The 22,295-nt window shown below is 66.7% G+C and carries 28 protein-coding genes and 1 riboswitch; of the genes, 13 read left to right on the forward strand and 15 right to left on the reverse strand.

From position 1 onward, the window contains the following. Nucleotides 1–22: 22 nt before the first annotated feature. Nucleotides 23–670 (forward strand): vWA domain-containing protein, encoded by a 648-nt coding sequence (locus ABZ293_RS29495; RefSeq protein ID WP_355185909.1) that lies wholly within the window; start codon nucleotides 23–25, stop codon nucleotides 668–670. An 81-nt stretch (nucleotides 671–751) separates the two neighbouring features. Here the strand turns inward: ABZ293_RS29495 and ABZ293_RS29500 are convergent, their stop codons facing one another. The 6 genes from ABZ293_RS29500 to ABZ293_RS29525 all read right to left on the reverse strand — a co-directional run bounded on the left by ABZ293_RS29500 (nucleotide 752) and on the right by ABZ293_RS29525 (nucleotide 4,273). Then, complete coding sequence (locus ABZ293_RS29500; protein WP_355185911.1) at nucleotides 752–1,558, reverse strand: LLM class flavin-dependent oxidoreductase; 807 nt, start codon at nucleotides 1,556–1,558, stop codon at nucleotides 752–754. A 72-nt stretch (nucleotides 1,559–1,630) separates the two neighbouring features. Continuing rightward, nucleotides 1,631–1,915, reverse strand: coding sequence for a hypothetical protein (locus tag ABZ293_RS29505; RefSeq protein WP_355185913.1), 285 nt, complete (start codon nucleotides 1,913–1,915; stop codon nucleotides 1,631–1,633). Between the two features lie 345 nt (nucleotides 1,916–2,260). Further along, entirely contained in the window at nucleotides 2,261–2,701 is a 441-nt protein-coding gene (locus tag ABZ293_RS29510; protein WP_355185915.1) for an OsmC family peroxiredoxin, read from the reverse strand. Nucleotides 2,702–2,795: 94 nt separating this feature from the next. Next, nucleotides 2,796–3,254: an SRPBCC domain-containing protein gene (locus ABZ293_RS29515; RefSeq protein WP_355185917.1), complete on the reverse strand. Its 459-nt coding sequence runs from the start codon at nucleotides 3,252–3,254 to the stop codon at nucleotides 2,796–2,798. 26 nt (nucleotides 3,255–3,280) lie between these two features. Further along, nucleotides 3,281–3,601, reverse strand: a complete 321-nt coding sequence (locus ABZ293_RS29520) for a multidrug efflux SMR transporter (RefSeq protein ID WP_354959957.1) — start codon at nucleotides 3,599–3,601, stop codon at nucleotides 3,281–3,283. A gap of 27 nt (nucleotides 3,602–3,628) precedes the next feature. Beyond that, complete coding sequence (locus tag ABZ293_RS29525) at nucleotides 3,629–4,273, reverse strand: NAD(P)H-dependent oxidoreductase (RefSeq protein WP_355185919.1); 645 nt, start codon at nucleotides 4,271–4,273, stop codon at nucleotides 3,629–3,631. A 122-nt stretch (nucleotides 4,274–4,395) separates the two neighbouring features. On the opposite strand from ABZ293_RS29525, the gene ABZ293_RS29530 reads away from it, so the two are divergent. After that, nucleotides 4,396–5,019 (forward strand): helix-turn-helix domain-containing protein, encoded by a 624-nt coding sequence (locus ABZ293_RS29530; RefSeq protein WP_355185921.1) that lies wholly within the window; start codon nucleotides 4,396–4,398, stop codon nucleotides 5,017–5,019. A 38-nt stretch (nucleotides 5,020–5,057) separates the two neighbouring features. On the opposite strand, the gene ABZ293_RS29535 is transcribed toward ABZ293_RS29530, so the two are convergent. Both ABZ293_RS29535 and ABZ293_RS29540 read right to left on the reverse strand, forming a co-directional pair. Continuing rightward, entirely contained in the window at nucleotides 5,058–5,921 is an 864-nt protein-coding gene (locus tag ABZ293_RS29535) for an ABC transporter permease (RefSeq protein WP_355185923.1), read from the reverse strand. Continuing rightward, nucleotides 5,918–6,820 carry an ABC transporter ATP-binding protein gene (locus ABZ293_RS29540; protein WP_355185925.1) on the reverse strand — a complete coding sequence of 301 codons (903 nt, stop codon included), beginning with the start codon at nucleotides 6,818–6,820 and terminating at the stop codon, nucleotides 5,918–5,920. The genes ABZ293_RS29535 and ABZ293_RS29540 overlap by 4 nt, the downstream gene beginning before the upstream one ends. Before the next feature lie 283 nt (nucleotides 6,821–7,103). Between ABZ293_RS29540 and ABZ293_RS29545 the strand changes: the two genes are divergently transcribed. Together ABZ293_RS29545 and ABZ293_RS29550 are read left to right on the forward strand one after the other, a co-directional pair. Beyond that, entirely contained in the window at nucleotides 7,104–8,423 is a 1,320-nt protein-coding gene (locus ABZ293_RS29545; RefSeq protein ID WP_355185927.1) for a histidine kinase, read from the forward strand. Beyond that, entirely contained in the window at nucleotides 8,420–9,097 is a 678-nt protein-coding gene (locus ABZ293_RS29550) for a response regulator transcription factor (RefSeq protein WP_355185929.1), read from the forward strand. The genes ABZ293_RS29545 and ABZ293_RS29550 overlap by 4 nt, the downstream gene beginning before the upstream one ends. 13 nt (nucleotides 9,098–9,110) lie before the next feature. Here ABZ293_RS29550 and ABZ293_RS29555 read toward each other — a convergent pair whose 3' ends face one another. The 4 genes from ABZ293_RS29555 to mhuD form a co-directional block, all read right to left on the reverse strand. Continuing rightward, nucleotides 9,111–9,578 carry a hypothetical protein gene (locus ABZ293_RS29555; RefSeq protein WP_355185931.1) on the reverse strand — a complete coding sequence of 156 codons (468 nt, stop codon included), beginning with the start codon at nucleotides 9,576–9,578 and terminating at the stop codon, nucleotides 9,111–9,113. A 36-nt stretch (nucleotides 9,579–9,614) separates the two neighbouring features. Beyond that, nucleotides 9,615–10,400: a CbtA family protein gene (locus ABZ293_RS29560; RefSeq protein ID WP_355185933.1), complete on the reverse strand. Its 786-nt coding sequence runs from the start codon at nucleotides 10,398–10,400 to the stop codon at nucleotides 9,615–9,617. Beyond that, nucleotides 10,391–10,585, reverse strand: a complete 195-nt coding sequence (locus ABZ293_RS29565; RefSeq protein ID WP_040686176.1) for a CbtB-domain containing protein — start codon at nucleotides 10,583–10,585, stop codon at nucleotides 10,391–10,393. The genes ABZ293_RS29560 and ABZ293_RS29565 overlap by 10 nt, the downstream gene beginning before the upstream one ends. A 29-nt stretch (nucleotides 10,586–10,614) precedes the next feature. Further along, nucleotides 10,615–10,767, reverse strand: a riboswitch (cobalamin riboswitch). Between the two features lie 66 nt (nucleotides 10,768–10,833). Continuing rightward, on the reverse strand, nucleotides 10,834–11,148 hold the full coding sequence (gene mhuD / locus ABZ293_RS29570; RefSeq protein WP_040686177.1) for a mycobilin-forming heme oxygenase MhuD: 315 nt from the start codon (nucleotides 11,146–11,148) through the stop codon (nucleotides 10,834–10,836). Between the two features lie 526 nt (nucleotides 11,149–11,674). Here mhuD and ABZ293_RS29575 point away from each other — a divergent pair. Beyond that, on the forward strand, nucleotides 11,675–12,421 hold the full coding sequence (locus ABZ293_RS29575; RefSeq protein ID WP_355185934.1) for an alpha/beta hydrolase: 747 nt from the start codon (nucleotides 11,675–11,677) through the stop codon (nucleotides 12,419–12,421). A gap of 51 nt (nucleotides 12,422–12,472) precedes the next feature. Beyond that, on the forward strand, nucleotides 12,473–12,691 hold the full coding sequence (locus tag ABZ293_RS29580) for a hypothetical protein (protein WP_355185936.1): 219 nt from the start codon (nucleotides 12,473–12,475) through the stop codon (nucleotides 12,689–12,691). A gap of 2 nt (nucleotides 12,692–12,693) precedes the next feature. On the opposite strand, the gene ABZ293_RS29585 is transcribed toward ABZ293_RS29580, so the two are convergent. Further along, nucleotides 12,694–13,593: an A/G-specific adenine glycosylase gene (locus ABZ293_RS29585; RefSeq protein WP_355186032.1), complete on the reverse strand. Its 900-nt coding sequence runs from the start codon at nucleotides 13,591–13,593 to the stop codon at nucleotides 12,694–12,696. A 147-nt stretch (nucleotides 13,594–13,740) separates the two neighbouring features. On the opposite strand from ABZ293_RS29585, the gene ABZ293_RS29590 reads away from it, so the two are divergent. Further along, the gene (locus tag ABZ293_RS29590) at nucleotides 13,741–14,364 is read left to right on the forward strand and encodes a carbonic anhydrase (protein ID WP_355185938.1); all 624 of its coding nucleotides are present in this window, start codon (nucleotides 13,741–13,743) and stop codon (nucleotides 14,362–14,364) included. 120 nt (nucleotides 14,365–14,484) lie between these two features. After that, a complete protein-coding gene (locus ABZ293_RS29595) occupies nucleotides 14,485–15,165 on the forward strand; it encodes a hypothetical protein (RefSeq protein WP_355185940.1) in 681 nt (226 codons plus the stop codon). A 114-nt stretch (nucleotides 15,166–15,279) separates the two neighbouring features. On the opposite strand, the gene radA is transcribed toward ABZ293_RS29595, so the two are convergent. Beyond that, complete coding sequence (gene radA / locus ABZ293_RS29600; RefSeq protein ID WP_355185942.1) at nucleotides 15,280–16,686, reverse strand: DNA repair protein RadA; 1,407 nt, start codon at nucleotides 16,684–16,686, stop codon at nucleotides 15,280–15,282. Between the two features lie 120 nt (nucleotides 16,687–16,806). Next, on the reverse strand, nucleotides 16,807–17,541 hold the full coding sequence (locus tag ABZ293_RS29605; RefSeq protein ID WP_355185944.1) for a hypothetical protein: 735 nt from the start codon (nucleotides 17,539–17,541) through the stop codon (nucleotides 16,807–16,809). A 496-nt stretch (nucleotides 17,542–18,037) separates the two neighbouring features. Between ABZ293_RS29605 and carD the strand changes: the two genes are divergently transcribed. The 5 genes from carD to rlmB all read left to right on the forward strand — a co-directional run bounded on the left by carD (nucleotide 18,038) and on the right by rlmB (nucleotide 22,175). Continuing rightward, nucleotides 18,038–18,526 carry an RNA polymerase-binding transcription factor CarD gene (carD, locus tag ABZ293_RS29610; protein WP_354959943.1) on the forward strand — a complete coding sequence of 163 codons (489 nt, stop codon included), beginning with the start codon at nucleotides 18,038–18,040 and terminating at the stop codon, nucleotides 18,524–18,526. Between the two features lie 2 nt (nucleotides 18,527–18,528). After that, a complete protein-coding gene (gene ispD / locus ABZ293_RS29615) occupies nucleotides 18,529–19,233 on the forward strand; it encodes a 2-C-methyl-D-erythritol 4-phosphate cytidylyltransferase (RefSeq protein ID WP_355185946.1) in 705 nt (234 codons plus the stop codon). Between the two features lie 2 nt (nucleotides 19,234–19,235). Next, nucleotides 19,236–19,703 carry a 2-C-methyl-D-erythritol 2,4-cyclodiphosphate synthase gene (gene ispF, locus ABZ293_RS29620; RefSeq protein ID WP_354959966.1) on the forward strand — a complete coding sequence of 156 codons (468 nt, stop codon included), beginning with the start codon at nucleotides 19,236–19,238 and terminating at the stop codon, nucleotides 19,701–19,703. A 64-nt stretch (nucleotides 19,704–19,767) separates the two neighbouring features. Then, nucleotides 19,768–21,195: a cysteine--tRNA ligase gene (gene cysS / locus ABZ293_RS29625; RefSeq protein ID WP_355185948.1), complete on the forward strand. Its 1,428-nt coding sequence runs from the start codon at nucleotides 19,768–19,770 to the stop codon at nucleotides 21,193–21,195. After that, the gene (gene rlmB, locus ABZ293_RS29630; RefSeq protein ID WP_355185950.1) at nucleotides 21,195–22,175 is read left to right on the forward strand and encodes a 23S rRNA (guanosine(2251)-2'-O)-methyltransferase RlmB; all 981 of its coding nucleotides are present in this window, start codon (nucleotides 21,195–21,197) and stop codon (nucleotides 22,173–22,175) included. Before cysS ends, rlmB begins: the two co-directional genes overlap by 1 nt. Nucleotides 22,176–22,295 lie beyond the last annotated feature (120 nt).

Below are 22,295 nucleotides of genomic sequence, written 5' to 3' on the forward strand. Positions count from 1 at the left end.
ATAACAATCACGGGGGTGCTGGATGACAAATTCAGATCTGACGCTGATCGCCGTACTGCTGGATCGCTCGGGTTCCATGCAATCGATCAAATCCGATACCGAGGGCGGCTTCGATGCCTACATCGAGGAACAGCGCAAGGTGCCGAAGACGACGCTGGTGACGCTCGCGCAATTCGATACCGAATACGAACTGGTCTATGCGAATCGGCTCATCGGCGAGGTGCCGCCACTGAGCCTGCAACCGCGCGGCGGTACCGCGCTCTATGACGCGCTGGGGCGGCTCGTGACCGACGTCGGCACCGAACTCGCCGCCCGGCCCGAGCATGAGCGTCCGGGCACGGTGATCGTCGTGGTGCTCACCGATGGGCACGAGAATTCCAGTCTGGAGTGGACGCATGCTGCGGTGCGGGCGCTGATCACCCAGCAGCAGGAGGTGTACGCCTGGGACTTCGTCTTCCTCGGCGCGAATATGGATGCGGTGGCCGTCGGCTCTGAACTGGGCTTCGATCCGCGTCGCTCGCTCACCTACGGTGCGACACCGGCTGGTACGGCCGGTGTATTCGCTTCAGCGGCAGCGTATTCGGCGCGGCGCAGTATGGCCGCGCCCGGACAGACGGTGGCCGGTTTCACCGATGCCGAACGGCGAGCGGCGAATCCGGACGGTCAGTAGTTTCCGGGTTGGTGCGGGCGCGCATATCAGCGCAACGCCGCGGCCGCGGGAATTGGCGACCGCGGCGTTGCGCACCAGCGGTTAGACAGTGGAATTCGCGAACCGGGCCAGTGCCGGGGCGAAGGCATCGGCCAGTTCGCCCGGGACGATCAGTTCATCGATTCCGTACTTCTCCCTGCGGTATTCGAGCACCTCGGCGACGGTCGCCGGATCGCGGTCCAGCACACTCGCCGATCCGGCCGCCCGCAGCCCAGCCGCGGAGAGACCGAGCCGCTTGCTCAGCCAGAACGGCAGCTCATCGCCGATGCCGACCAATTGGTGGGTGAAGCGTACATCGCGATCGGTGTTGTCGCGGACCACCCGGACCATCTCGGCGAGATCGGCCTCGGTGGCCTCCGGCCCGGCGGCCAGTAGTACCCGATCGGCGAAATCCGCTGCGACAGTGAGCATTCGAGGTCCGTTCGCGGCGACGATGATCGGCGGCGGCGGATCGACCTGTTCGCGTACCGTCCGCACGGTGGCGATGAGTTGCGCACGGCGCTCGGCCGCCGAACCCCAAGGCATACCGAGCTGCTCGGCCTCCGCACGCGCATCGGGACGCCCCGACCCGATGCCGAGTTCGAATCGCTGGTCCGAAAGCAGTTGCAATGCGGCGATTTCCCGCACCGTGACGGCTGGGGCGCGCAGCGGAGCGGCCAGCACGCTCGGACGCAGTCGGACCGTGGTGGTCACCGCCGCGGCGGCCGCGAGCGCGGGGAAGGGCGAAGGGGTGTTCAGTGTGTCCGGGAGCAGGATGGTGCGGTAGCCCTGCTGCTCGGCGCCGCGTGCCGCGCGGGCCCATTCGGCACCCGAACGGGGTGTGATGATGATTCCGAAGGTCATGCTCATGGTGCGGTCTCCCGTGAATCGGGTCGAATGATCATTGGTTCGAATGACGACGGTGTGCTGGCGGCCGATAGCTCAAGTCGTGGGACTTTCCCCGCGCGGCTTGCCTACGCGTTCGCGAAGTACCGCGAGCCGGGTCCGATATTGGTCCTCGGTGATCTCACCGCGGGCGAATGCGGTACGCAGCGCATCGATTCCGCTCCGGTGTCCCCAGAACGGGCGCCGCGCGAAGACGACAATCACAATGAAGGTGATCCAGAACAGCAATGGAAAGATCCAGAAGAACGGCCAGGGATGCCAGCGGTCGTCATAGTGATCGGCCAAAAAGGTCATGGCCTCGGGTTGTGTGAAAATGTTCATGCCCCAACCCTGCTCCGGACACTGCCTGCCGGACATCGGCCTGCCGACGATATTCGTCCTACGCCTGTACGCGTATGCGTTGGGTTGGGAAGCGCCGCCGACGCCGGATATGCCCATTGTTTGCGGGTCGATGGCACCGCGCGTAAGCCGCAGTTGGCCAGGATGTTGCTGGCGTCGTCCGGTGACAACGGTCAGCGATTCGACCGCGCACCGTTGGTCGCAGCAGCACCCCGCCATCCGGGGTGTTCGGCTGCCGCGAGGGGGATGCAGAATCGGCAAATGGTCGGCCTCGCATAGCCACTGGGCTCCTCGCACACCTTATGCGGTGTGCGAGGAGCCGGGAAGTCAGGCGAGGGCGGCGTCGAGGGTGATGTTGTCCACTCCGGCGAGGGCCTTGCTGACCGGGCAGCCCGCCTTGGCGGCGGCCGCGGCGGCGGCGAAACCGTCGGCGTCCAGGCCGGCGACCCTGCCGCGGACGGTCAGTTTGATGGCGTTGATGCGGAAACCGCCATCGGGATCCGGGCCGAGGGTCACGTCGGCGGTGACGTCAAGGGTCTCGGGAGTGCCACCCGCATTGGCGATCTGCGCCGAAAGGGCCATGGCGAAGCAGGAGGAGTGGGCGGCCGCGATCAGTTCCTCGGGGCTGGTGGTGCCGTCGGCATCGTCGGCAGCGCGCTTGGGGAAGGAGACGTCGTACTTACCGACACCGGAACTGGCCAGCTCGACCTGGCCGGAACCGTCCTGAAGGCCGCCGGTCCAAGCGGTGCGCGCGGTACGTGTGGGCATCACAGTCCTTTCGACAATGTGTGAATCACGATTCGCAGACGAACCTACCCTCGCCGCGCCTGCGACGGGTTCGAAGGCTCCAGCCCGGGTGGGCTTACCGCTCGACCGGCTCCGCGGTGCGCTGGTCGAGTTGTTCGAGAACCATCGGCCAGGCCTGTGCATGCCGGTCGCGGGCGGCCTCGTCGGCAAATCCCGCATGTGCCAGGCGAAGTCGGGTGCCGGAATCCTTCGGCGTGAATTCGATCGTCACCACGGTCTCGGTCCCCTCGGTGCCGCCGGCACCGGTCACCCAGGTCAGTTCGGCCAGGTGGTCCGGGACCAGGCGCAGGAACCGTCCGTAGTGCGGGCTGCGCATGCCCTCATATTCGGTTTCGAAGAAGAACGGCTCGTTCACGATGGGGCGCATGAGCACCGAGCCGGGGGCCGCGAACCACTGGTCGAACCGCTCGGTCCAGGCACGGTAGAGCACCGGCGGCGAGGCGGCCATCGCGCGCTCGACCTCGAGCCCATAGGGCCGCGAGGACAGATCGGGTACCCGCACCGGTTCGACCATGGTTCGGACTGTACCGCCGCGCGTCCTCATTCCGGATTGGTGACGCGCGCGAGCACGATGCCGCCGAGGATCAGCGATAGCGATAGCAGACGACCCGCGCTCAGCGGGTCCTTATTGACCACCACGCCGAGGCCGATGGCCCCGACCGCGCCGATTCCGGTGAAGATCGCATATGCGGTGCCGACCGGCAGCGTCTGCATGGCACGCGACAGCAGGTACACCGCGACGGCGCCGAGTACGAAGCAGATGACGGTGGGGACGAGGCGGGTGAAATTCTCGGTCGGCTTGATGCTCTGCGACCAGATGATCTCCACCAGTCCGGCGACGCCGAGAACAATCCAATTCATCGGTATTCCGATCCTTTCGAGCCGTCGCTAGCGGCCGGCCAACTTGCGCGCGGATTCCATTGCGGCGGACAGGGAATCGTCATGTTTGCCGCGCAAATGCGCCAGCGCCGGGTCCTGTCGGGCATTGGCGAGTTCCGCATTGACGAATACGGTGTCGGTGACGGCGAAATGGCCGGCGAAGAAGTCGCGCAGATAGCGCTCCTGATAGTCGAAGGCCGCCTTCGGTGCGCCGGGCGCGTAGGACCCGCCGCGTGCGGTGGTGACGACGAATCGTCTGTCGCCCAATGACATTCGCGGAAAGGTCACCTGGTCCAGCCAGGCCTTGAGCGCGGCCGGGATCGAGTAGTTGTACATCGGGGTGCCGATCAGGATCACGTCGGCGGCGAGCAGCTCGGCCAGCAGCGGTTGCACGATCGACCAGGCGGCGGACTGTTCCGGTGTGTGGACCAATTCGGCGAGGCGGTCCAGATCGGTCGCGGGCTGGGCGAGGACGGCGTCGCACAGTTCGGTCCATGCCTCGTCGATGAACGGCACGGGCTCGGCTGCCAGGTCGCGGTAGATATAGCCGCCGTCGGGATTCGCGGCGCGCCAAGCCTCGGCGAATTCGGCGCTGAGTTCCCGGCTGATGGAACGGCGCCGGGCGCTGGCATCCAGATGCAACAACGTGCTCATGATCGGCCTCTTCTGTGACGACGGAGTTAACTGGACATTGTGTCCAGTTGGTGACGAGATCGACCTTAGCCACAACTGGACATTCTGTCCAGTTACTTCGGATATCGAGTACAGTCGGGGTCATGACCAGCGATACGGACCTGCTCGGCGGGCATTCGACCGCGCCGCCGACCGAGCGGGCGGATGCGGCCCGCAACCGGGCCAAGGTGCTCGCCGCTGCCGCCGAACTGTTCGCCACTCGGGACCCGCGCACCGTGACGATGGATGACATCGCCAAGGCCGCCGGGGTCGGGCGTGGCACGCTGTATCGCCGCTATCCGGATAGGAATTCGATCGCGGTCGCACTGCTCGACGAACACGAACGTGCCCTGCAGGAGAAGTTGCTGCGCGGTGATCCGCCGCTCGGCCCTGGTGCCCCACCAGCTGAACGGCTCGCCGCGTTCTATGCCGCGATGGTCGAATTACTGGACGGGCATGCGGATTTGGTGCTCGGCGCGGAGACCGGTGGTGCACGATTCGCGACCGGTGCGTATGGCTTCTGGTTTCTGCATGTGCGGTCACTGCTAGTGGCCGGGGGCATCCAGGAACCGGATGCCATGGTCGATCCGCTGCTCGCGCCGCTGGCCGCCGAGGTCTACCAGCATCAGCGCGGACGTGGCCTCAGTGCCGCCCAGATCACCGCGGCACTGACCGAGCTGGCCCATTCCGTGCTGTCCAATCGCCCCGGAAACCGCGAAAACCGCTGACGAACTGTTGTCCGCCAACGGTTTCGGTGCCTGGTGGATCAGACCATATCGCGCCGGTGCACCAGCCACATCGTGGCCGCCGCGAAGAGTGCCACATACGCCACCAGTGCGATGAGCGACTGGGTCCGAGACAGGATGTCGAGCACCCCCGGTGTCGATGGCCCGTCCACGGTCCGCATCGCCCCGGCCATCGAACCCGCCGCGGTCCCGGGCAGATGATCGGTGAGCACCTCGAGCGGGCTGAAGATGGCCGCGACACCGCGCAGCAGGTTCTCCACCACCAGCACCCAGACCAGGCCGAGGCCGACGGCCAGCGCCGGACCGCGGGCGATCGCCCCGATCAGTGCGCCCGCCAACGTCCACATCCCGAGAATCGCTGTGCCGGTGATGATTCCGTTCACCGCCTGGCCGAGGTCCGGCAGTGCGAGCGACTGTGATCGGGTCGTCGCGATGATCGAGGCGATCCCGAGATCCACCACGAACGCGACGGATACCAGCGCGATAACCGTGAGCGCCAGGCCGATCAGCGTGCCGCTGATCGCATTGGTCCGCGACGGCCCCTGGGTGAGCACGGTTTTCCAAGTACCCCAGCCATATCCGCTGCCAATGGTCAGCGCGCCGAGAATGAGCATCAACGCACCACCGAACATCGCCATGCCCTGGGTGAATACCTCGGGTACCGCCGCGGGCAACATCTGGTGCAGCAGGACGTCTTTCGGCACACCATTCGACATTGTCCGCATATCGCCGGAGGTGTAGGCGAGATAATTGAACAGATAGGCGAACGTGAGATTCAGCAGAATCCAGGTGCCGAGAATGATCCAGAACGCTGGCCACTTGCGCAGTCGCAGCATTTCCGCCTTCGTGCTCGCCAGCAGATCTTTCATTGCCTGCCCGTTCATTTCACCGGCTCCAGTTGGGTCATTTCGAAGAACACTTCTTCCAGGGACTTTTCATCGGTCCGCAGTTCCAGCAGATCCGCGCCCGATTCGACGACCGCGCGCGCGACCGCAGGGGCGGTGGCCGCACCGGCCTCGATCCGAATACCGCCCGCGGTCAACAATGCCGAGCGCTCGCCGACCACCCGGCGCACCGCGGGGAATGCCACCTCCAGTGGTTCGGCTCGCAGCAAAAGTGAAGAGGCGCCGCGCAATTCGGTGACCGTGGACTCGGTGAGCAGCTTGCCGCCGGAGATCACCCCGACGCGATGGCAGATCTCCTGCACTTCGCTCAACATATGGCTGGACAGCAGGACGGTATGTCCGTCCCCGGCGAGAGTCGTGATGAGTTCGCGCATTTCGGCCATGCCCTGTGGGTCGAGGCCATTGGTCGGCTCATCCAGGATCAGCAGATCGGGGCCGCCGAGCAGCGCCGCGCCGACGCCGAGGCGCTGCTTCATACCGAGGGAGTAGGTGCGGAATTTATCGTCGGCACGGTTGGCGAGGCCGACGCGGTCCAGCGCCTCCGCCACGTCGGCGCTGTCGAGGCCGCGGTACTTCGCGAGCACCCGCAGGTTATCGCGACCGGTGAGATAGGGATAGAAGCCGGGACCCTCGATGAGGACGCCGATGCGACGAACCGCCGCCGGATCGCCGGGCGGGTGTCCGAGCACGGTGGCGGTACCGGCGCTGGGGCGGATCAAACCGACCAGCATGCGCAGCGTGGTCGTTTTACCCGCCCCGTTCGGGCCGAGGAAGCCGTAGATCTCGCCGGGTGCGACAGTCATATGCACGCCGTCGACGGCGCTGTGGGTGCCGTAGCGTTTGGTCAACCCCGCGGTGACCACGATGGAATCTGTCATGCACCGAGAATCCGCCTCCGACCAGGGCCGACACATCCGTCGCGCGGCGACGTTCGATCTACGTAACGCGGCCTACGAAGCATCGTGATACCGGACGCGGCGACTGATTTCGTGAGCACCCGGGTGACTCGTCGCCGAACGCGCAGAAACTGGCTGTCACCTCGGCCGTCGGCCCGCGACGCGACCGTCGGGGCACCGACGGCGGGCCAAATATTGGGGGAGGCGGGGGAGCATACGTAGCGCGATGGACGTCTCAGCGGGGTCGGGCTAATAGGCTGCAAGTGTGACAGCGCCAGGGGAATCGAAACGTGGTCCGGTCGTGCAGGACTGGGTCCTCGCGCTCGTCGTCGCGGTGATCCAGCTCGGTGGGGGCCGCAATGCCAACCTGCGTCAGACCGGAGTACACACGATCGACGCACTCGGCTATGTGTTGTTGCTCGTCGGGCCGGTCGCATTGCTGCTGCGGCGTTCGTATCCGCTGCCGGTGCTGCTCGTGACGATCGCGTCCTGCGCGGTGTACCTATTGCGCGGCTACGGCTATGGCCCGATCTTCGTTTCGCTGGTGATCGCGTTCATCTCCGCCGCGATCGTCGGATCACGCTGGTGGACATATCCGCTCGCCCCGATCGGCTATCTCGCACTGGTCTGGCCGCTGCCCGCGATCGTCGGACATCCCGCGAATCCGTGGCTGGCATTCGGGATGATCGCCTGGCTCGGTGTGCTCGTCGCGATCGCGGAGGGGATTCGTCAGCGCCAGGCGGTGCTGGTGGCGCGCAGGCAGCGCGCCGAGGCGGCGCGCCGCGATGCGGAGGCGCAGCGCGAACGGCGGGCCAGCGAGGAGCGCCTTGCCATCGCGCGTGAGCTGCACGACGTACTGGCACACAGTCTTTCGCTGATCAATGTGCAGTCCTCGGTGGCACTCGAGCTGTTCGACAAGAAGCCGCAGCAGGCCCGATCGGCGCTGGCGGCGATCAAGACGGCAAGTAAGGACGCGCTGGCCGAGGTGCATACGCTCTTGCACTCGATCCGCAACGGCAGCTCGCCGTCAGACGCGCAGGACATGCGCGAATCCGGTGCCGACAGCGCGTCCGAATCCGCAATCGCACACCGCGATTCCGAACTGGCCCAAGACAATTCGACTGTCCACACCAACGGTGCCGCCGAAGCGCGGCCGCCTGCCCCGCGCAGCCCCGCACCGAGCATCGAGGATCTGGACGCACTGTTGCAGCGCGCCCGCGCCGCTGGTCTCACCGTCGACACCCGCATTATCGGCACCGCCCACAAATTGCCGAGCGTCGTCGATGTGGCGGCGGCGCGCATCATTCAGGAATCGCTGACCAATGTGGTCCGGCACGCGCCGGGCGCTCCGGCCGCGGTGACCGTGCGCTATGCCGCCGATTCGGTCGAGATCACCATCGACAATGCCCGCGCCAGCACGCCACAATCGAAGTCCGGAACGAGCGGGGGCAATGGCATTCTCGGCATGCGCGAGCGCGCACATGCCCTCGGCGGCCAGCTCATCGCGGGTCCGCGGCCGAGCGGCGGGTTCCGGGTGGTGGCCCGGCTACCGTCCCGGGTGGGGGCTCCGGAGGAGGCGCAATGAACAAGGAGGCGGGTGGGATTCGGGTAGTGGTCGCCGACGATCAGGCCCTGGTGCGCGGCGGATTCGTCGCGCTGCTCGAGGCGCAGGACGGTATCGAGGTGGTCGGCGAGGCCGATAACGGTGAACAGGCCGTCCGGATGACCCGCAGTCTGATCCCGGATGTGGTCCTGATGGATATCCGAATGCCGGTTCTGGACGGCCTCGCCGCCACCCGCATGATCGCCGAGGATCCGACGCTCGCCGGGGTGAAGGTCGTCGTACTGACCACCTTCGAACTCGACGAGTACGTCTTCGAGGCAATGCGCGCCGGTGCGACCGGTTTCCTGGTCAAGCACACCGAACCCGCCGACCTGGTCCGCGCCATCCGAGTGGTGGCCGCCGGTGACGCCCTGCTCTCACCCGGCGTCACCCGCCGCCTCATCGCCGAATTCTCCGCCCATGCCAAACAGCCGCCACCGGCCGCGTTCACCGAACTCACCGACCGCGAACGTGAGGTCATGACCCTGGTCGCCGAGGGCCTTACCAATGCCGAAATCGGCGAACGCCTGTTCATGAGCCCCGCCACCGCCCGCACCCATGTCAGCCGCATTCTGATGAAGCTGGACGCCCGAGACCGCACCCAATTGGTGGTCATGGCCTACGAATCCGGCCTGGTCCGCCCCGGCTGGCACTGACCACGCACACGGCTCAGGGGCGGAAGTATCGACGGGCACTCGGCCGGTACATTGCGGGGATGGCCACCAGGACGGCCAGGATGTGCGCGGTACGGAAGATTCCGGTGATCACCGCGGTGGCGGTGAGGTCATCGAACAGGTCGCCGATTTCCCTGGCGGATAACGTGGCCGCCAGCGGCTCGATGATCAGCGAGGCCATGCCGATCACGCCGATGCCGAAGGTGAGCACGATCCTGGCCCAGCGGGCGCCGCGCGCCATGTGGACGGCGACCCCGAGCACCACTAGATATATGACGCCGCGAACGGCCAGACCTGTTGTGAGAGAGCCGATATCGGCATTCGTCCGGTCCAATTGCACGGCGGTGTAGGTTATGGCCTCGCCGACACCGCACAGCAATGCGATGACGAGCCCGATGAATGCGACGGAAACCGAGCGCGGTGGGTGAGTGCGTGGCCGTATGGAAAAGGCAGTGCCGGTCATGACACCGACACTGCCCTTGGCAATCCGAATTCCGGATCAGCCTGCGGTAGTGACCGGCTCTCGTACCGGAGTGCTACCGCGCGTGGCGAATTCGGTGAGTGCCGCGAAACCGAGGCCGAGGCAGGCCCACAGCGTGGCCGTCTCGCCGAGCGACGCCGCACGGAACTGCCACAGCAGCGCGGCCGGGAAGTCGTCGGTCACCTCATTGATGCCCGGCAGCAGAATGTAGCCCAGCACGACGATCAGGACGAACGCACCGACCCCCGCGATCAGCCGGAGCGTATCGAGTTGCGCGGCAAGCAGTTTGTAGACGTACACCCCGATGCCGACCGCGGCCAGACCGAGCAGCACCGCCGCCAACCACAGCAGGGTCCGCTGGTTGATGGTGTCCGGATCGCCGACGGCGGGTGGATTGGCCGGGTATTTGAAGAACGGCACCGCCACGATCGCAGCCCAACCGGCCAGTGCCAGCCCGAGCGCGAGCTTCGGCCCCGACAGTGTGGAGTACCTGCGTGCGAAATACGCGACCGAACCGAATATGGCCCCGAGTGCGAGCCCGGCAAGGCCGAGCGCCAAGAATTGCCCCGCCTTCTGTCCGGACCGGCTGACCAGCGGCTCCTCGTCACCGTGGGTATGCCCGGCCGGTTCCTGAGCGTGGTCGGCGGCCTTCTCCTTGGCGGTATTGGCCTCTTCGATGGCAATGGCGGCCTCGATTTTGGGCTCGCCGACGAAATAGCCCACTGTCGCGGCCAGCAGACCGGCGATAAGACCGGCCAGCAGGCCACGGAGCAGCAGGGTCTTGAGCGAACCGATCAATGGCACGGCACACCGAGCAGGTGACGTCCATCGTGCATCAGCTCATGCAGGTACATCCCGCTGCGCGAGATGACACCCTGGTCGAAGCCGACCAGGTACAGGGTGAGCAGTGCGAGTAGAACGACGCCCACTGCGATGAGCAGCGTGCCGAGCGAATCGGTTGCCCGACTCGGTGAATGCGCGATAGCCATTCGAGTCCTCCTAGGGATGCGCGTCCCGTGAGTTGGTGATGCGAAGGTGCCGGTGTCTGGCTTTCCGGCACCAAGGACTCGGTGCAAGAACACAGTGGCGCGACCGCTTCGGAATCTCACCGAATTACCGCGTCACCCTCGCGTTTGTCATTCAAACTGTCGCATCTGGCCGCATCTGCCGTCAACACAACCGCGCCTTGCCCACCACGCGGTGGGGCGCGTCGCGCGCTGGTGCTGGCCAGCGGATTTCAGGATGCGGACTTGGCCGCGACGTCCAGGACGACCTCGAACTCGAGCAGCGATGCGCCCGTCGAAACCGGCTTCTGCCGCTCGCCCGCATGCGCCTCCCGCGCGGGTCCGTCGCGCCATGCCGCGAACGACTCCTCCGAATCCCACTGGGTCACAACGAAGTACCGGTTCTCTCCGGCCACCGGCCGCAGCAACTGGAAGCCGAGGAATCCGGGCGAGCCCTCGACCGCGTGCGCGCGATGGGCGAACCGCTTCTCCAACTCGGGGCCAGCGCCCTCTGGAACCTCGATCGCATTGATCTTCACAACAGCCATGGCTTCGACCATACGTCTGCCCCATTCGGCCACCCCGCAGCGCATGCGCTGGCGCGTCGACGCGCGACTCTGCCACTAGGGAAGCGAGTCTTACGAGCGACCCCGTTCGTGCCGCCTCGCGTCCGGGAAAGAGCGGCCATCGAACTCGGCCGAGTCGGTCGAAGCGCGTGCGGCGCAGGCGTGGGGTTCGGCTGCAGGGCAGGTGTACATGTAGCGCCGAACTGCCCACCTTCAGGTGACGCCGATGTAGCGAGTCTTACAAGTGACCCGGTTCGCGGCTCGTCTCGCCGCCGAGTCCTCGAAGCGCATGCGCCGAGCCGCGAGCCTCGGCCGCTGGGCACGTATGCATCCAGCGCCGAACTTCACGCCCAGGTGACCACCGCGGGGCGGGTCTTACGAGCGATCCGTTCGCGGCTTGTCTCGCGGCCGAGTCGTCGAAGCGCACGCACCGAGGTCTCGACTGGTCGGACGCGAGAACCCAGGGGGCCGTGCACACGCAGTGTCAAAGGCGCTGCAAAATGACACAGTGTTGCACGACGAAGGCGGAGCAGGGGTGCCGATCCTGCTGCTGCACGGACTGATGGGCAGCGCCCGCACCTGGCGCGATCAGCTGGACTGGCTGCGGGCATACGGCCACGTCTACACCTTCGACGCCGCGGGACACGGCCGTCCCGCGCCCGCCGAATTGAGCACCGAGGCCTTCATCGACGACCTCGCGTCGGCGACCGCCGAGATATCCGAACCGATGGTGGTGATCGGGCATTCGATGGGTGGGCTGCACGGCTGGGTGTTCGCCGCGCAGTATCCGGAGCGGGTGCGCGCACTCGTCGTCGAGGACATCGCCCCTGATTTCCGCGGCCGCACCGCCGAGAACTGGGCGGCCATGATCGAAGCCTGGCCGCAGCCGTTTCCGGATGAGCGCGCGGTCCTGGACTATTTCGGTCCGGTTGCCGGACGCTACTTCCTCAAATCCTTCGACCACGGCCCCGACGGCTACCGCCTGCACGGCTCGGTCTCGACCTTCCGCGATATCTCCGAGGAATGGGGCACTCGCGACTTCTGGGCCCAGTGGCGCGCGGTCAAAGCCCCGGTCCTGCTGATCGAAGGCGAATTCACCATCACCCCGGAGGGCCAGATGGGGGAGATGGCCGCGGTCCACCCCGACGCGGTCTACGTTCGCGTTCCGAACTCCGGTCATCTGGTCCACGACGATCAACCCGAGCGCTACCGCGCCGAAGTCGAGCAGTTCCTCCGCAGAGTCCTCGACCCCTAGTCACTCCCGCGCACCGGAACCGTGCAGATTCGTCTCCGTTCCGCGGCGAAGATGCCCGGTCTGATCGAGATCACCGGCCTGACCAGGGATATCACCCCGGGGCTCACCTACCCGGTGACGTTCAACCTCGAGCAGAACGGCACCGTGACGGTCCAGGTCCCGGTCGATGCTGAGCCGCTGGCCGAACGGCACGAGGGCCAGGCCACTCCGGTAGGCAGCGACTTCGGCGATAGTTTGGCGGTAGTCGCAGGAGCGTTGGTTGCCCGATGAGGTCAGGCGCGGGTGGGATCGCCCTCGCCCGCGAGAGCGAACAGACCGTCGGCGGTTTGCTCGATCAGGCCGTCTACGAGCAGTGAGTCCAGGGCGCGGTCGCGTTGGCCCGGATCGCGAGTCCAGGCCAGGTCCAGGCGAATTCGCTCGACGGGGCCGGTGGCGTCGCGTAGTACGTCGAGCAGGCGACCGCGCGCCTGGCGATCGGTGCCCTCGTATTTCTGCGTCTTGCGAACCACCTCGGATACCGGCCTGCCCGCGGCGACCCACGCGCATGCCGGCAGCGGACAACGCGCGCAGTCGGGCGTGCGGGCCGTGCACACCGTGGCGCCCAGTTCCATCAGCGCGGCGGAAAACATTGCGGCATGGTCGATTCGGCGCGGCAGCAATGCCTCGGTTTCGGGCAGATCGCGCGCGGACGGATTACCCGCCTCCGCCCGCCCGTGCACTGCGCGCGCGACCACTCGCCGAACATTGGTGTCCACCACCGGAACTCGCTGCCCATAGGCGAAGCAGGCCACCGCCCGCGCCGTATACGCGCCGATGCCGGGCAGACCGAGCAGCACCTCGACATCGGTCGGCACCTCGTCGCCGTGTACCTCGGCGAGCACCTTGGCGCATTCGTGCAGCCGCAGCGCCCGGCGCGGATAGCCGAGCTTGCCCCAGGCGCGCAGCACCTCGGCCTGCGACGAGGCCGCCATCGCGGAGGGGACCGGCCAGCGCGCCACCCACTCCCGCCAGATCGGCTCGACCCGCACCACCGGCGTCTGCTGCAACATGATCTCGCTCATCAGAATCTGCCAGGCGGTGACATCCGCACGCCGCCACGGCAGATCCCGCGCGGTCGCTCGGTACCAATCCAGCAACGAGTCGGCATCCACCCGGTTGGCTACCGCCGTGATCTTGGGTTTCCCGCCTGCACGCCCGTGCGCTGCGCTGCCCTTCAGCACTGCCCTCACCGTTCCTATTGTCCTGCGGACAGTCGATATTTGCCGATCCGTAACGCACCGAACTCGCTGGTAACCGCTGCGATGTGCACAATGGTCGGTATGCCGGATTCCAACCCGATCAGTGCCTGGAAATCCCTTCGCGAGGGTAATGAGCGCTTCGTGAACGGCACGCTGCTGCATCCTAGCCAGGGCGCGGCCGACCGGGCCAAGCTCGTCAGTGGCCAGCACCCGCAAGCCATCCTGTTCGGCTGCGGTGACTCCCGCGTCGCCGCTGAGCTGATCTTCGACCAGGGTCTCGGCGATATGTTCGTCGTGCGCACCGCGGGCCATGTGGTGGACAGCTCGGTGCTCGGATCGATCGAATACGGGGTGCAGGTGCTGAATGTGCCGCTCATCGTGGTGCTCGGCCACGACAGCTGCGGCGCGGTGAAGGCCACCATCGACGCGCTGGACGGTGGCGAGGTGCCCGGCGGATTCATCCGCAGCGTGGTCGAGCGGGTCACGCCGTCGATTCTGGTCGGCCGCCGGGAGGGGCTGTCCACCGTCGACGAGATGGAGGCCAGGCATGTGGTGGAGACCAGCCGTCTGCTCATGCAGCGGTCGATGATCATTTCGCAGCGGGTGGCCACCGGTGAGTGCGCAATCGCCTGTGTCACATACAAACTGGCCGAAGGTCAGGTGAAGTTGCAGCGGGTCATCGGTAATATCGGCGAGATGGCCTGACGCGGCCGATCGAAGCGGTCCAGCGTGCGAGCGGAATTTACCTGCCGCGCTCGGGTTTTCCGATCCGACACGCCGGGGTCCTGAGTCGCTGTACCGGATCGTGCCCTTACCGTTGACTTCGTGCTGGAACCGAATGGACCGCTGCCTCCGGAGATCTATTGGCGACGCCGCGCGTTCGCCATCGGCATCCTGGTCGTAGCGCTCGCACTGGTCATCTGGTTGGTCTTGACGGTCACGCGCGGCGGCGATTCGCCCGGCACGACAAAGGCGGCCGCGACGAGCACGTCCTCGGCGACGAGTAAGCCAGCGGGTGCGTCCTCGACACCCCCGCCGACCACCGCCGAATCCAGTGCGAAGCCCTCCGGCACCATCACCGCCGCCGCTCCGGCCAGCAGTCCGGTCGCCGCTGGCGCCTGCCCGGATCAGTCGCTCGCGGTGAAGGTGACCGTCGAACAGCCGACCTACAAGACCGGGGAGACCCCGGTATTCGGCATCGTGATCACCAATATCTCGTCCTCGGCCTGCTCCCGCGATGTCGGCTCCGGCCTGCAGCAGGTCTCGGTGACCACCCTCGACGGCCAGCGCCGCCTCTGGTCGAGCACCGACTGCTACCCGGACGGCGCCCCCGACGTCCGCACCCTGAACCGCGGCGAACAGGCCGCCTTCATGGTCACCTGGTCCGGCTCCACCTCCCAACCCAACTGCGCCGGTGACCGCGTCCAAGTCCCCCCCGGCGCCTACGCCGTAATCGCCCAACTCGGCTCCCTACGCAGCGCCGCCGAACCCTTCAACATCGCCTAACGCCCGCCCCAGGGCGCTGCCGCATCCACTGGTTATCGCGCACAGAGTGTGGGTTGTGCGTGATACCTACCGGCGGTGCGTGATCAATTAGGTTGCGCAACAGCCGTTATCGGCTCAGAAGTCGGGGGCGGTTTCGGCGGGTGTGGTGCGTGACTTGCGGAGACCGGCGAGGCGGATGGCCGATTTGACGTCGGCTACCTCATGCACCTTCATGCCGTTTTTCGTGCGCGCCAGGCCCGGCGGTACCAGGGCGGTGGTGAAGCCGAGTCGTTCCGCCTCGGCCAGTCTGCGCTCCAATCCGGTGACCCGCCGCACCTCGCCCGCCAGGCCGACCTCACCGAGGATGACCCAGCCGACGGGCAGCGCCTGATCCCGTTCGGCGCTGGCGATGGCAAGGGCGATGGCCAGATCCGCGGCGGGCTCGAGCAGCCGCATACCGCCCACCGTCGCGGCGTACACATCGTGTTTGCCGAGGAACACCCGGCCGCGGCTCTGCAGCACGGCCAGCACCATCGCGACCCGGTTGTAGTCGAGTCCGCTCACCGCCCGCCGTGGATTCGGGATCTCGGTGTGCACGGTGAGCCCCTGCACCTCGGCCACCAGTGGCCGCTTACCGTCCATCGCCACCGTGACCGCCGTGCCCGGCACCGAATCGGTGCGGTGGTGCAGGAACAGGCCGGACGGATCCGTGACGCAGGAGATCCCGTCGTCGTGCAGTTCGAAACAGCCGACCTCATCGGAGCTGCCGAAGCGGTTCTTGATGCCGCGCACCATGCGCAGCGTGGAATTCTTATCGCCCTCGAACTGCAGCACCACATCCACCAGATGCTCCAGCGTGCGCGGGCCAGCGACATTGCCGTCCTTCGTGACATGTCCGACCAGCAGCACCGCGATACCGCTCGCCTTGGCCAGCGAGGTGAGTGCGGCAGCCACCGCGCGCACCTGGGTGACGCCGCCGATGGTGCCGTCCACCTCGGGGACCAGCATGGTCTGCACCGAGTCGACGACGAGCAGCGTCGGACGCACCTGCTCGACATGGCCGAGCACCACCGACAGATCCGATTCCGCTGCCAGATAAACCCTTTCGTGCACCGCATCGGTCCGGTCGGCTCGCAATCGGACCTGGCCCGCCGATTCCTCCGCGGTGACATACAGCGACTTCTCATCGCGCTGGGTGGCCCACCGATGCGCGACCTCCAACAACAGCGTCGACTTGCCGACCCCCGGCTCACCGGAGAGCAGCACGACCGAGCCCGGCACGATGCCCCCGCCGAGCACCCGGTCCAGTTCCTCGACGCCGGTCGGCCTGGCCTTGGTGACCTTCGAATCGATCTGTGAGATCGGCGCGGCGGCGGTGCTCGGCAGCATCGCGCGCCGCCCGACCGGCGATGCGGCGGTCGCCGCCGCTCCGGCAACCTCGTCGACGGTGCCCCAGGCACCGCAATCCGGGCATTTGCCCACCCACTTGGCGACCTCGTGTCGGCAGGCGGAGCATCGGAAGATCGACTTGGTCTTGGCCACAGGCGCACCTTACGTACCATCTCCGACAAGCGGGCTCGACAGTGCCAAGTGGGCTCGACAGATATGAAAACGGCTGCCGCGCGATTGCGCGACAGCCGTAGGTGGGGATCGGTCGGCGGATCAGTGTCCGCCCTTGTGCTCGCCCTCGTTCGCAGTGGCCTGGCCCTCGTGCCGTTCGGCCAGCGGCCCGGCGTCGACCGGGACCTGGACCGTCACGGTGCCGTTCTGCTTGAAGTTGAACGTCACCGGGTAGGTGAGGCCCGGGGTGATATCCCTGGTCAGGCCGGTGATCTCGATCAGGCCGGGGTTCTTCTCCGCGTCGGCGGTGGCCTTGTCACCGGCGCCGTGCTCATCGGCCTTGGCGGTGGTGGACGGCTTCGCGGTGGTGGACGGCGACGCGGCGGTGGACGGTGTGGCGGTGGCCGACGGTGTGGCGCCGTGCTCGTCGGACTTGGCCGCAGTGCCCGGCGCGGATGAGGCCGCGACGACGGTCTGCTGTGGTGCGATACGGAATGCCGGATCACCCGCGGGCGGGGTGATCTTCACCGTGCCGAGGTCGGTGTTGATGCTGGTCAGCTCGTCGGTGACGGTCTCGCCGTTATTGATGATCGACAGCGCGATGATCGCCTTGCCGCCCTTGGCGTTGGTGTAGTCGCTGCCCGCGGCGGGGAAGACGATGTGCACATTGCGCAGCGAGATCCGGTCGACGTCGGCATGGTTGCCGTTGACCGCGGCGACCTGGGTCGCGGTCTGCGAGATCTGGCCTGCACCGCAGCCGGACAGCACGAGCGCCGCTCCGGCGGCGAGCGCGGCAACCGAAACCATGCGACGTCGCGCCCCTGTCGAGGCGGTCACAGCTTTCAGGGCAGTCACGGGTTGTCCCTCCATGTCGACCGGGCTCACTCCGCTAGGGAGAGTAATAACTAGGCAGCGTAGTAGTAGCCTCCGCCGAGCGGACGTCGGGGCTGTGTTGAATTTGCCGCGTCTGCACGCGGCCGACGCGATGGCCGCGCTTCGCGACCGAGACGGGTCGCTCGTAAGACTCGCTCCATGGTGTCCTGAGACCCACTCCGCGTGGTTCTGGCTACGCGGTGGGGACACTCCGGGGCATCGCATCCGTTGGGTAACGGTTTTATCCGGCGCGCCGAGTTGCCAAGGTGCTGCTGGGCTTATCGATCGGCGCGTGTGGTAAGCATGCCGGTCGATAACCCGTTCTGGCACAACACAATGCACACCGCACCGGTTCTGTCAACCCCGGCGGTCGGCTCGTTGTGGCCCTGACCTGCACAGTTGATCGCGCCGTTACCGAGTCGCATGTTAAACTGTGAACATCGAAAGGGGCACGGGACACATGATTTTTAAGGTCGGAGACACCGTCGTTTACCCCCACCACGGAGCGGCGCTGATCGAAGCAATCGAGACTCGCACCATCAAGGGTGAGCAAAAAGAGTATCTGGTCCTGAAGGTCGCCCAAGGTGACCTGACTGTTCGCGTTCCCGCAGAGAACGCCGAATATGTCGGCGTGCGAGATGTCGTCGGCCAGGAGGGTCTCGACCGAGTCTTCCAAGTGCTGCGTGCGCCGCACACCGAAGAACCGACTAACTGGTCTCGCCGCTACAAGGCCAACCTGGAGAAGCTCGCCTCCGGCGATGTGAACAAGGTGGCCGAGGTCGTTCGCGACCTGTGGCGTCGGGAGCAGGACCGCGGCCTGTCCGCGGGTGAGAAGCGGATGCTGGCCAAGGCCCGTCAGATCCTCGTCGGTGAGCTCGCGCTCGCCGAGGGGACCGATGACGGCAAGGCCGAGTCGCTCCTCGATGAGGTTCTCGCCGCGGCCTCCTGACCGTGAACGTTTCTAACAGCGACGGTTCCGTCGTTGCGTTGGTGCCTGCCGCCGGTCGTGGCGTTCGCCTGGGTGAATCGACACCCAAAGCGTTCGTCGCGGTCGGCGGCACACCTATGGTCCGGCTGGCCGTCGACGGCCTGATCGCCTCCGGGGCGGTCGACCGGATCATCGTGATCGTCCCCGCCGAACTCGTCGAGAGCGCCGTTGCCCTGCTGCCGCCCTCGGAGTCGGTGCGTGTGGTCATCGGCGGCGCCGAGCGCACCGATTCGGTGCGTTCGGGTATCGCCGCCGCCCCCGATGCCAGCTATTTCCTGGTGCACGACGCCGCCCGCGCATTGACCCCACCCGAGCTGATCGCCCGGGTGGTCGCCGAACTGCGCGCCGGTGCCACCGCCGTCGTGCCCGCATTGCCCGTGGTCGACACCATCAAGTCCGTCGACACGCGCGGCGGTGTCACCGGCACTCCCGATCGAGCGAGCCTGCGTGCCATTCAGACGCCGCAGGGTTTCGCCGCCGAATTGCTGCGCGCGGCCTACGCCGATGAGACGCTGCGGGCCACCGACGATGCCGGACTCGTCGAACTGCTCGGCACCCGGGTGCTCACCATCCCCGGCGACCCCATGGCTTTCAAGATCACCACCCGGCTCGACCTGCTGCTGGCCAATGCGGTACTCGACGGCGCACGGACGGTGGGCCGGTCATGACTATGCGCGTCGGCATCGGCAGTGATGTCCATCCCATCGAAGCGGGCAGGCCGTGCTGGATGGCGGGCCTGCTTTTCGACGGTGACGACGGCTGCGCCGGCCACTCCGACGGTGATGTCGCCGCGCACGCGCTCTGCGATGCGCTGCTTTCCGCGGCCGGACTCGGCGATGTCGGCGCGGTCTTCGGCACCGGACGCCCGGAATGGGCAGGTGTATCCGGCGCGGCCATGCTGAAGGAAGTGCGTAGGCTCCTTGACGAGGCCGGCTTCGAAATTGTCAACGCCGCGGTCCAGGTAATCGGCAATCGGCCGAAAATCGGACCGCGTCGCGCCGAGGCCCAAGAGGTACTCGGCGGACTGCTCGGCGCCCCGATCTCGGTGTCGGGCACCACAACCGACGGCCTCGGGTTGACCGGCCGCGGCGAGGGTGTGGCCGCGGTGGCTACTGCCCTGCTACAAGCGTGTCGCTGAGCCAGCCCTCGCCGACCCGAGCCGCTCCGTGAACGGCCTTATATACCAGCTAGGATCGACTTCCGTGACTCTGCGCCTTTTTGACACCGACACGCGGACCATGCGCGACTTCGCGCCCCTGGTCCCCGGCCGTGCCTCGGTGTACCTGTGTGGCGCCACCGTGCAGGGTGAACCGCATATCGGCCATGTGCGCAGCGGAGTCGCGTTCGACGTGCTGCGGCGCTGGCTGCTCGCGCACGACTACGACGTGTTGTTCATCCGCAATGTCACCGATATCGAGGACAAGATCCTCACCAAGGCCGCCGAGGCGGGTCGACCCTGGTGGGAGTGGGCGGCCACCTATGAGCGCGCCTTCGACCGGGCCTATCAAACCCTCGGCGTGCTGCCGCCCTCGGCGGAACCGCGCGCGACCGGCCACATCACCCAGATGGTCGACCTGATGCAGCGGTTGATCGACCGCGGGCACGCCTACGCCTCGGCGGGCAATGTCTATTTCGATGTGGTCAGCTATCCGGAATACGGGAGCCTGTCCGGGCACCGGCTCGATGACGTGCATCAGGGCGAGAGTGCGGGCGAGGGCAAGCGCGATCCGCGTGACTTCACGCTGTGGAAGGCCGCCAAACCGGGTGAGCCGACCTGGCCGTCGCCATGGGGGCCGGGGCGGCCCGGCTGGCATCTGGAATGCTCGGCAATGGCCGAGTTCTACCTCGGCGCCGAATTCGATATCCATTGCGGCGGAATGGATCTGATCTTCCCGCACCACGAGAACGAAATCGCCCAGTCCAAGGCGGCCGGTGATGGGTTCGCGCGGTATTGGTTGCACAACGGCTGGGTGACCATGGGCGGCGAGAAAATGTCCAAATCGCTCGGCAATGTGCTCTCGGTGCCGAATGTGCTGAAAAAGGTTCGGGCCGTTGAACTTCGGTTCTACCTCGGCAGCGCGCACTACCGGTCCATGCTGGAGTATTCGGATAAGGCGCTTTACGACGCCGCGGCCTCCTACCAGCGGATCGAGGCGTTCATACACCGAGTGGCCGAGCGGGCCGGGGAGATCGCGGTCGGCAAGTGGACCGATGCGTTCGCCGAGGCGATCGACGACGATCTGGCGGTTCCGCGGGCCCTGGCCGAGGTGCACCGGGTGGTGCACGAGGGCAATAAGGCGCTGGAGTCGGGCGCCATCGATACCGCGGTCGAGCTGGCCGGACAGGTCAGGGCCATGTTGAATATCCTCGGCGTCTGCCCGTTCGACCCGCAGTGGTACACCCCGCAGGACAATTCGGTCGCGCTGGACGCATTGGACGTGCTGGTGCGCGCCGAACTCGAGCGCCGCCAGCAGGCGCGCGCCGATAAGGACTGGCCCAGCGCCGACGCGGTGCGGGACCGGTTGCAGGCCGCCGGAATCGAAGTGACCGATACCCCACAGGGTCCGGAATGGTCCCTGGGCGCGGCGCAGCATTCGCCGGGTGCGGTACAGCGTGGAAAGGCGAACTGATGGCAGGCAACTCACAGCGTCGCGGTGCGATCCGTAAGGGCAGTACCAAGAAGGGCGCCGTCGTCGGCTCCGGTGGGCAACGCAGGCGTGGACTCGAACCGCGCGGCGCGACCCCGCCCGCCGAGGCCAGGACCAAACATCCCGCGGCCAAGCGGGCAGCGGCGAAGGCGAAGGCCGCGACCCAGGGTCGGCCGAGCCCGCGCGGCGGCGGTGGTCGTCCGGCCGGGCGCAAGAGTGACGACGGTCCGGAGATGGTGCTCGGCCGCAATCCGGTTGTCGAATGTCTGCGTGCCGGTGTGCCGGCGACCGCGCTGTACGTCGCCGTCGGCACCGAGAACGACGATCGGCTGACCGAGAGCGTGAAAATGGCTGCCGATGCGGGCATCTCCATTCTGGAGGTGCCGCGCACCGATCTGGATCGGTTGAGCGCCAACGGATTGCATCAGGGTGTGGCATTGCAGGTGCCGCCGTACCGGTATGCCCATCCGGATGATCTGGTTGTGCGGGTACGGGATTCGGCCGAACCCGCCCTGCTGGTCGCGTTGGACAATATCTCCGATCCGCGCAACCTCGGTGCGGTGATCCGCTCGGTGGCCGCCTTCGGTGGCCAGGGCGTGCTGATTCCGCAGCGGCGCAGCGCCAGCGTCACCGCGGTCGCCTGGCGGACCAGCGCCGGTGCCGCGGCCCGGCTTCCGGTCGCCCGCGCGACGAATCTGACTCGCACGCTGAAGGATTGGGCGTCGCAGGGCTTCCAGATCGTCGGCCTCGATGCGGGTGGCGACACCACCCTCGACGATTTCGACGGCAGCATCCCGACTGTGATCGTGGTGGGTTCGGAGGGCAAGGGCCTGTCCCGTCTGGTCCGCGAGACCTGCGATTCCATCCTCAGCATCCCCATGGCCGGTCCGGTCGAATCCCTGAACGCCTCCGTGGCCGCGGGCGTCGTCCTCTCTGAAATCGCCCGTCAACGCCGTATCTGAGCACACCGCATACGTCCTTTGATGACGATCGGCTCGGCAGGGCGTGCGCGGCCCGGCCGTAGCCGCTGCCGCGGTTTGCGAATCGGCGGATCGGGTTGGACGGCAAATCGGCTCGCGCCC

Origin of the sequence: Nocardia sp. NPDC005998 (genome assembly GCF_040614395.1) — a bacterium.
GTDB lineage: Bacteria > Actinomycetota > Actinomycetes > Mycobacteriales > Mycobacteriaceae > Nocardia.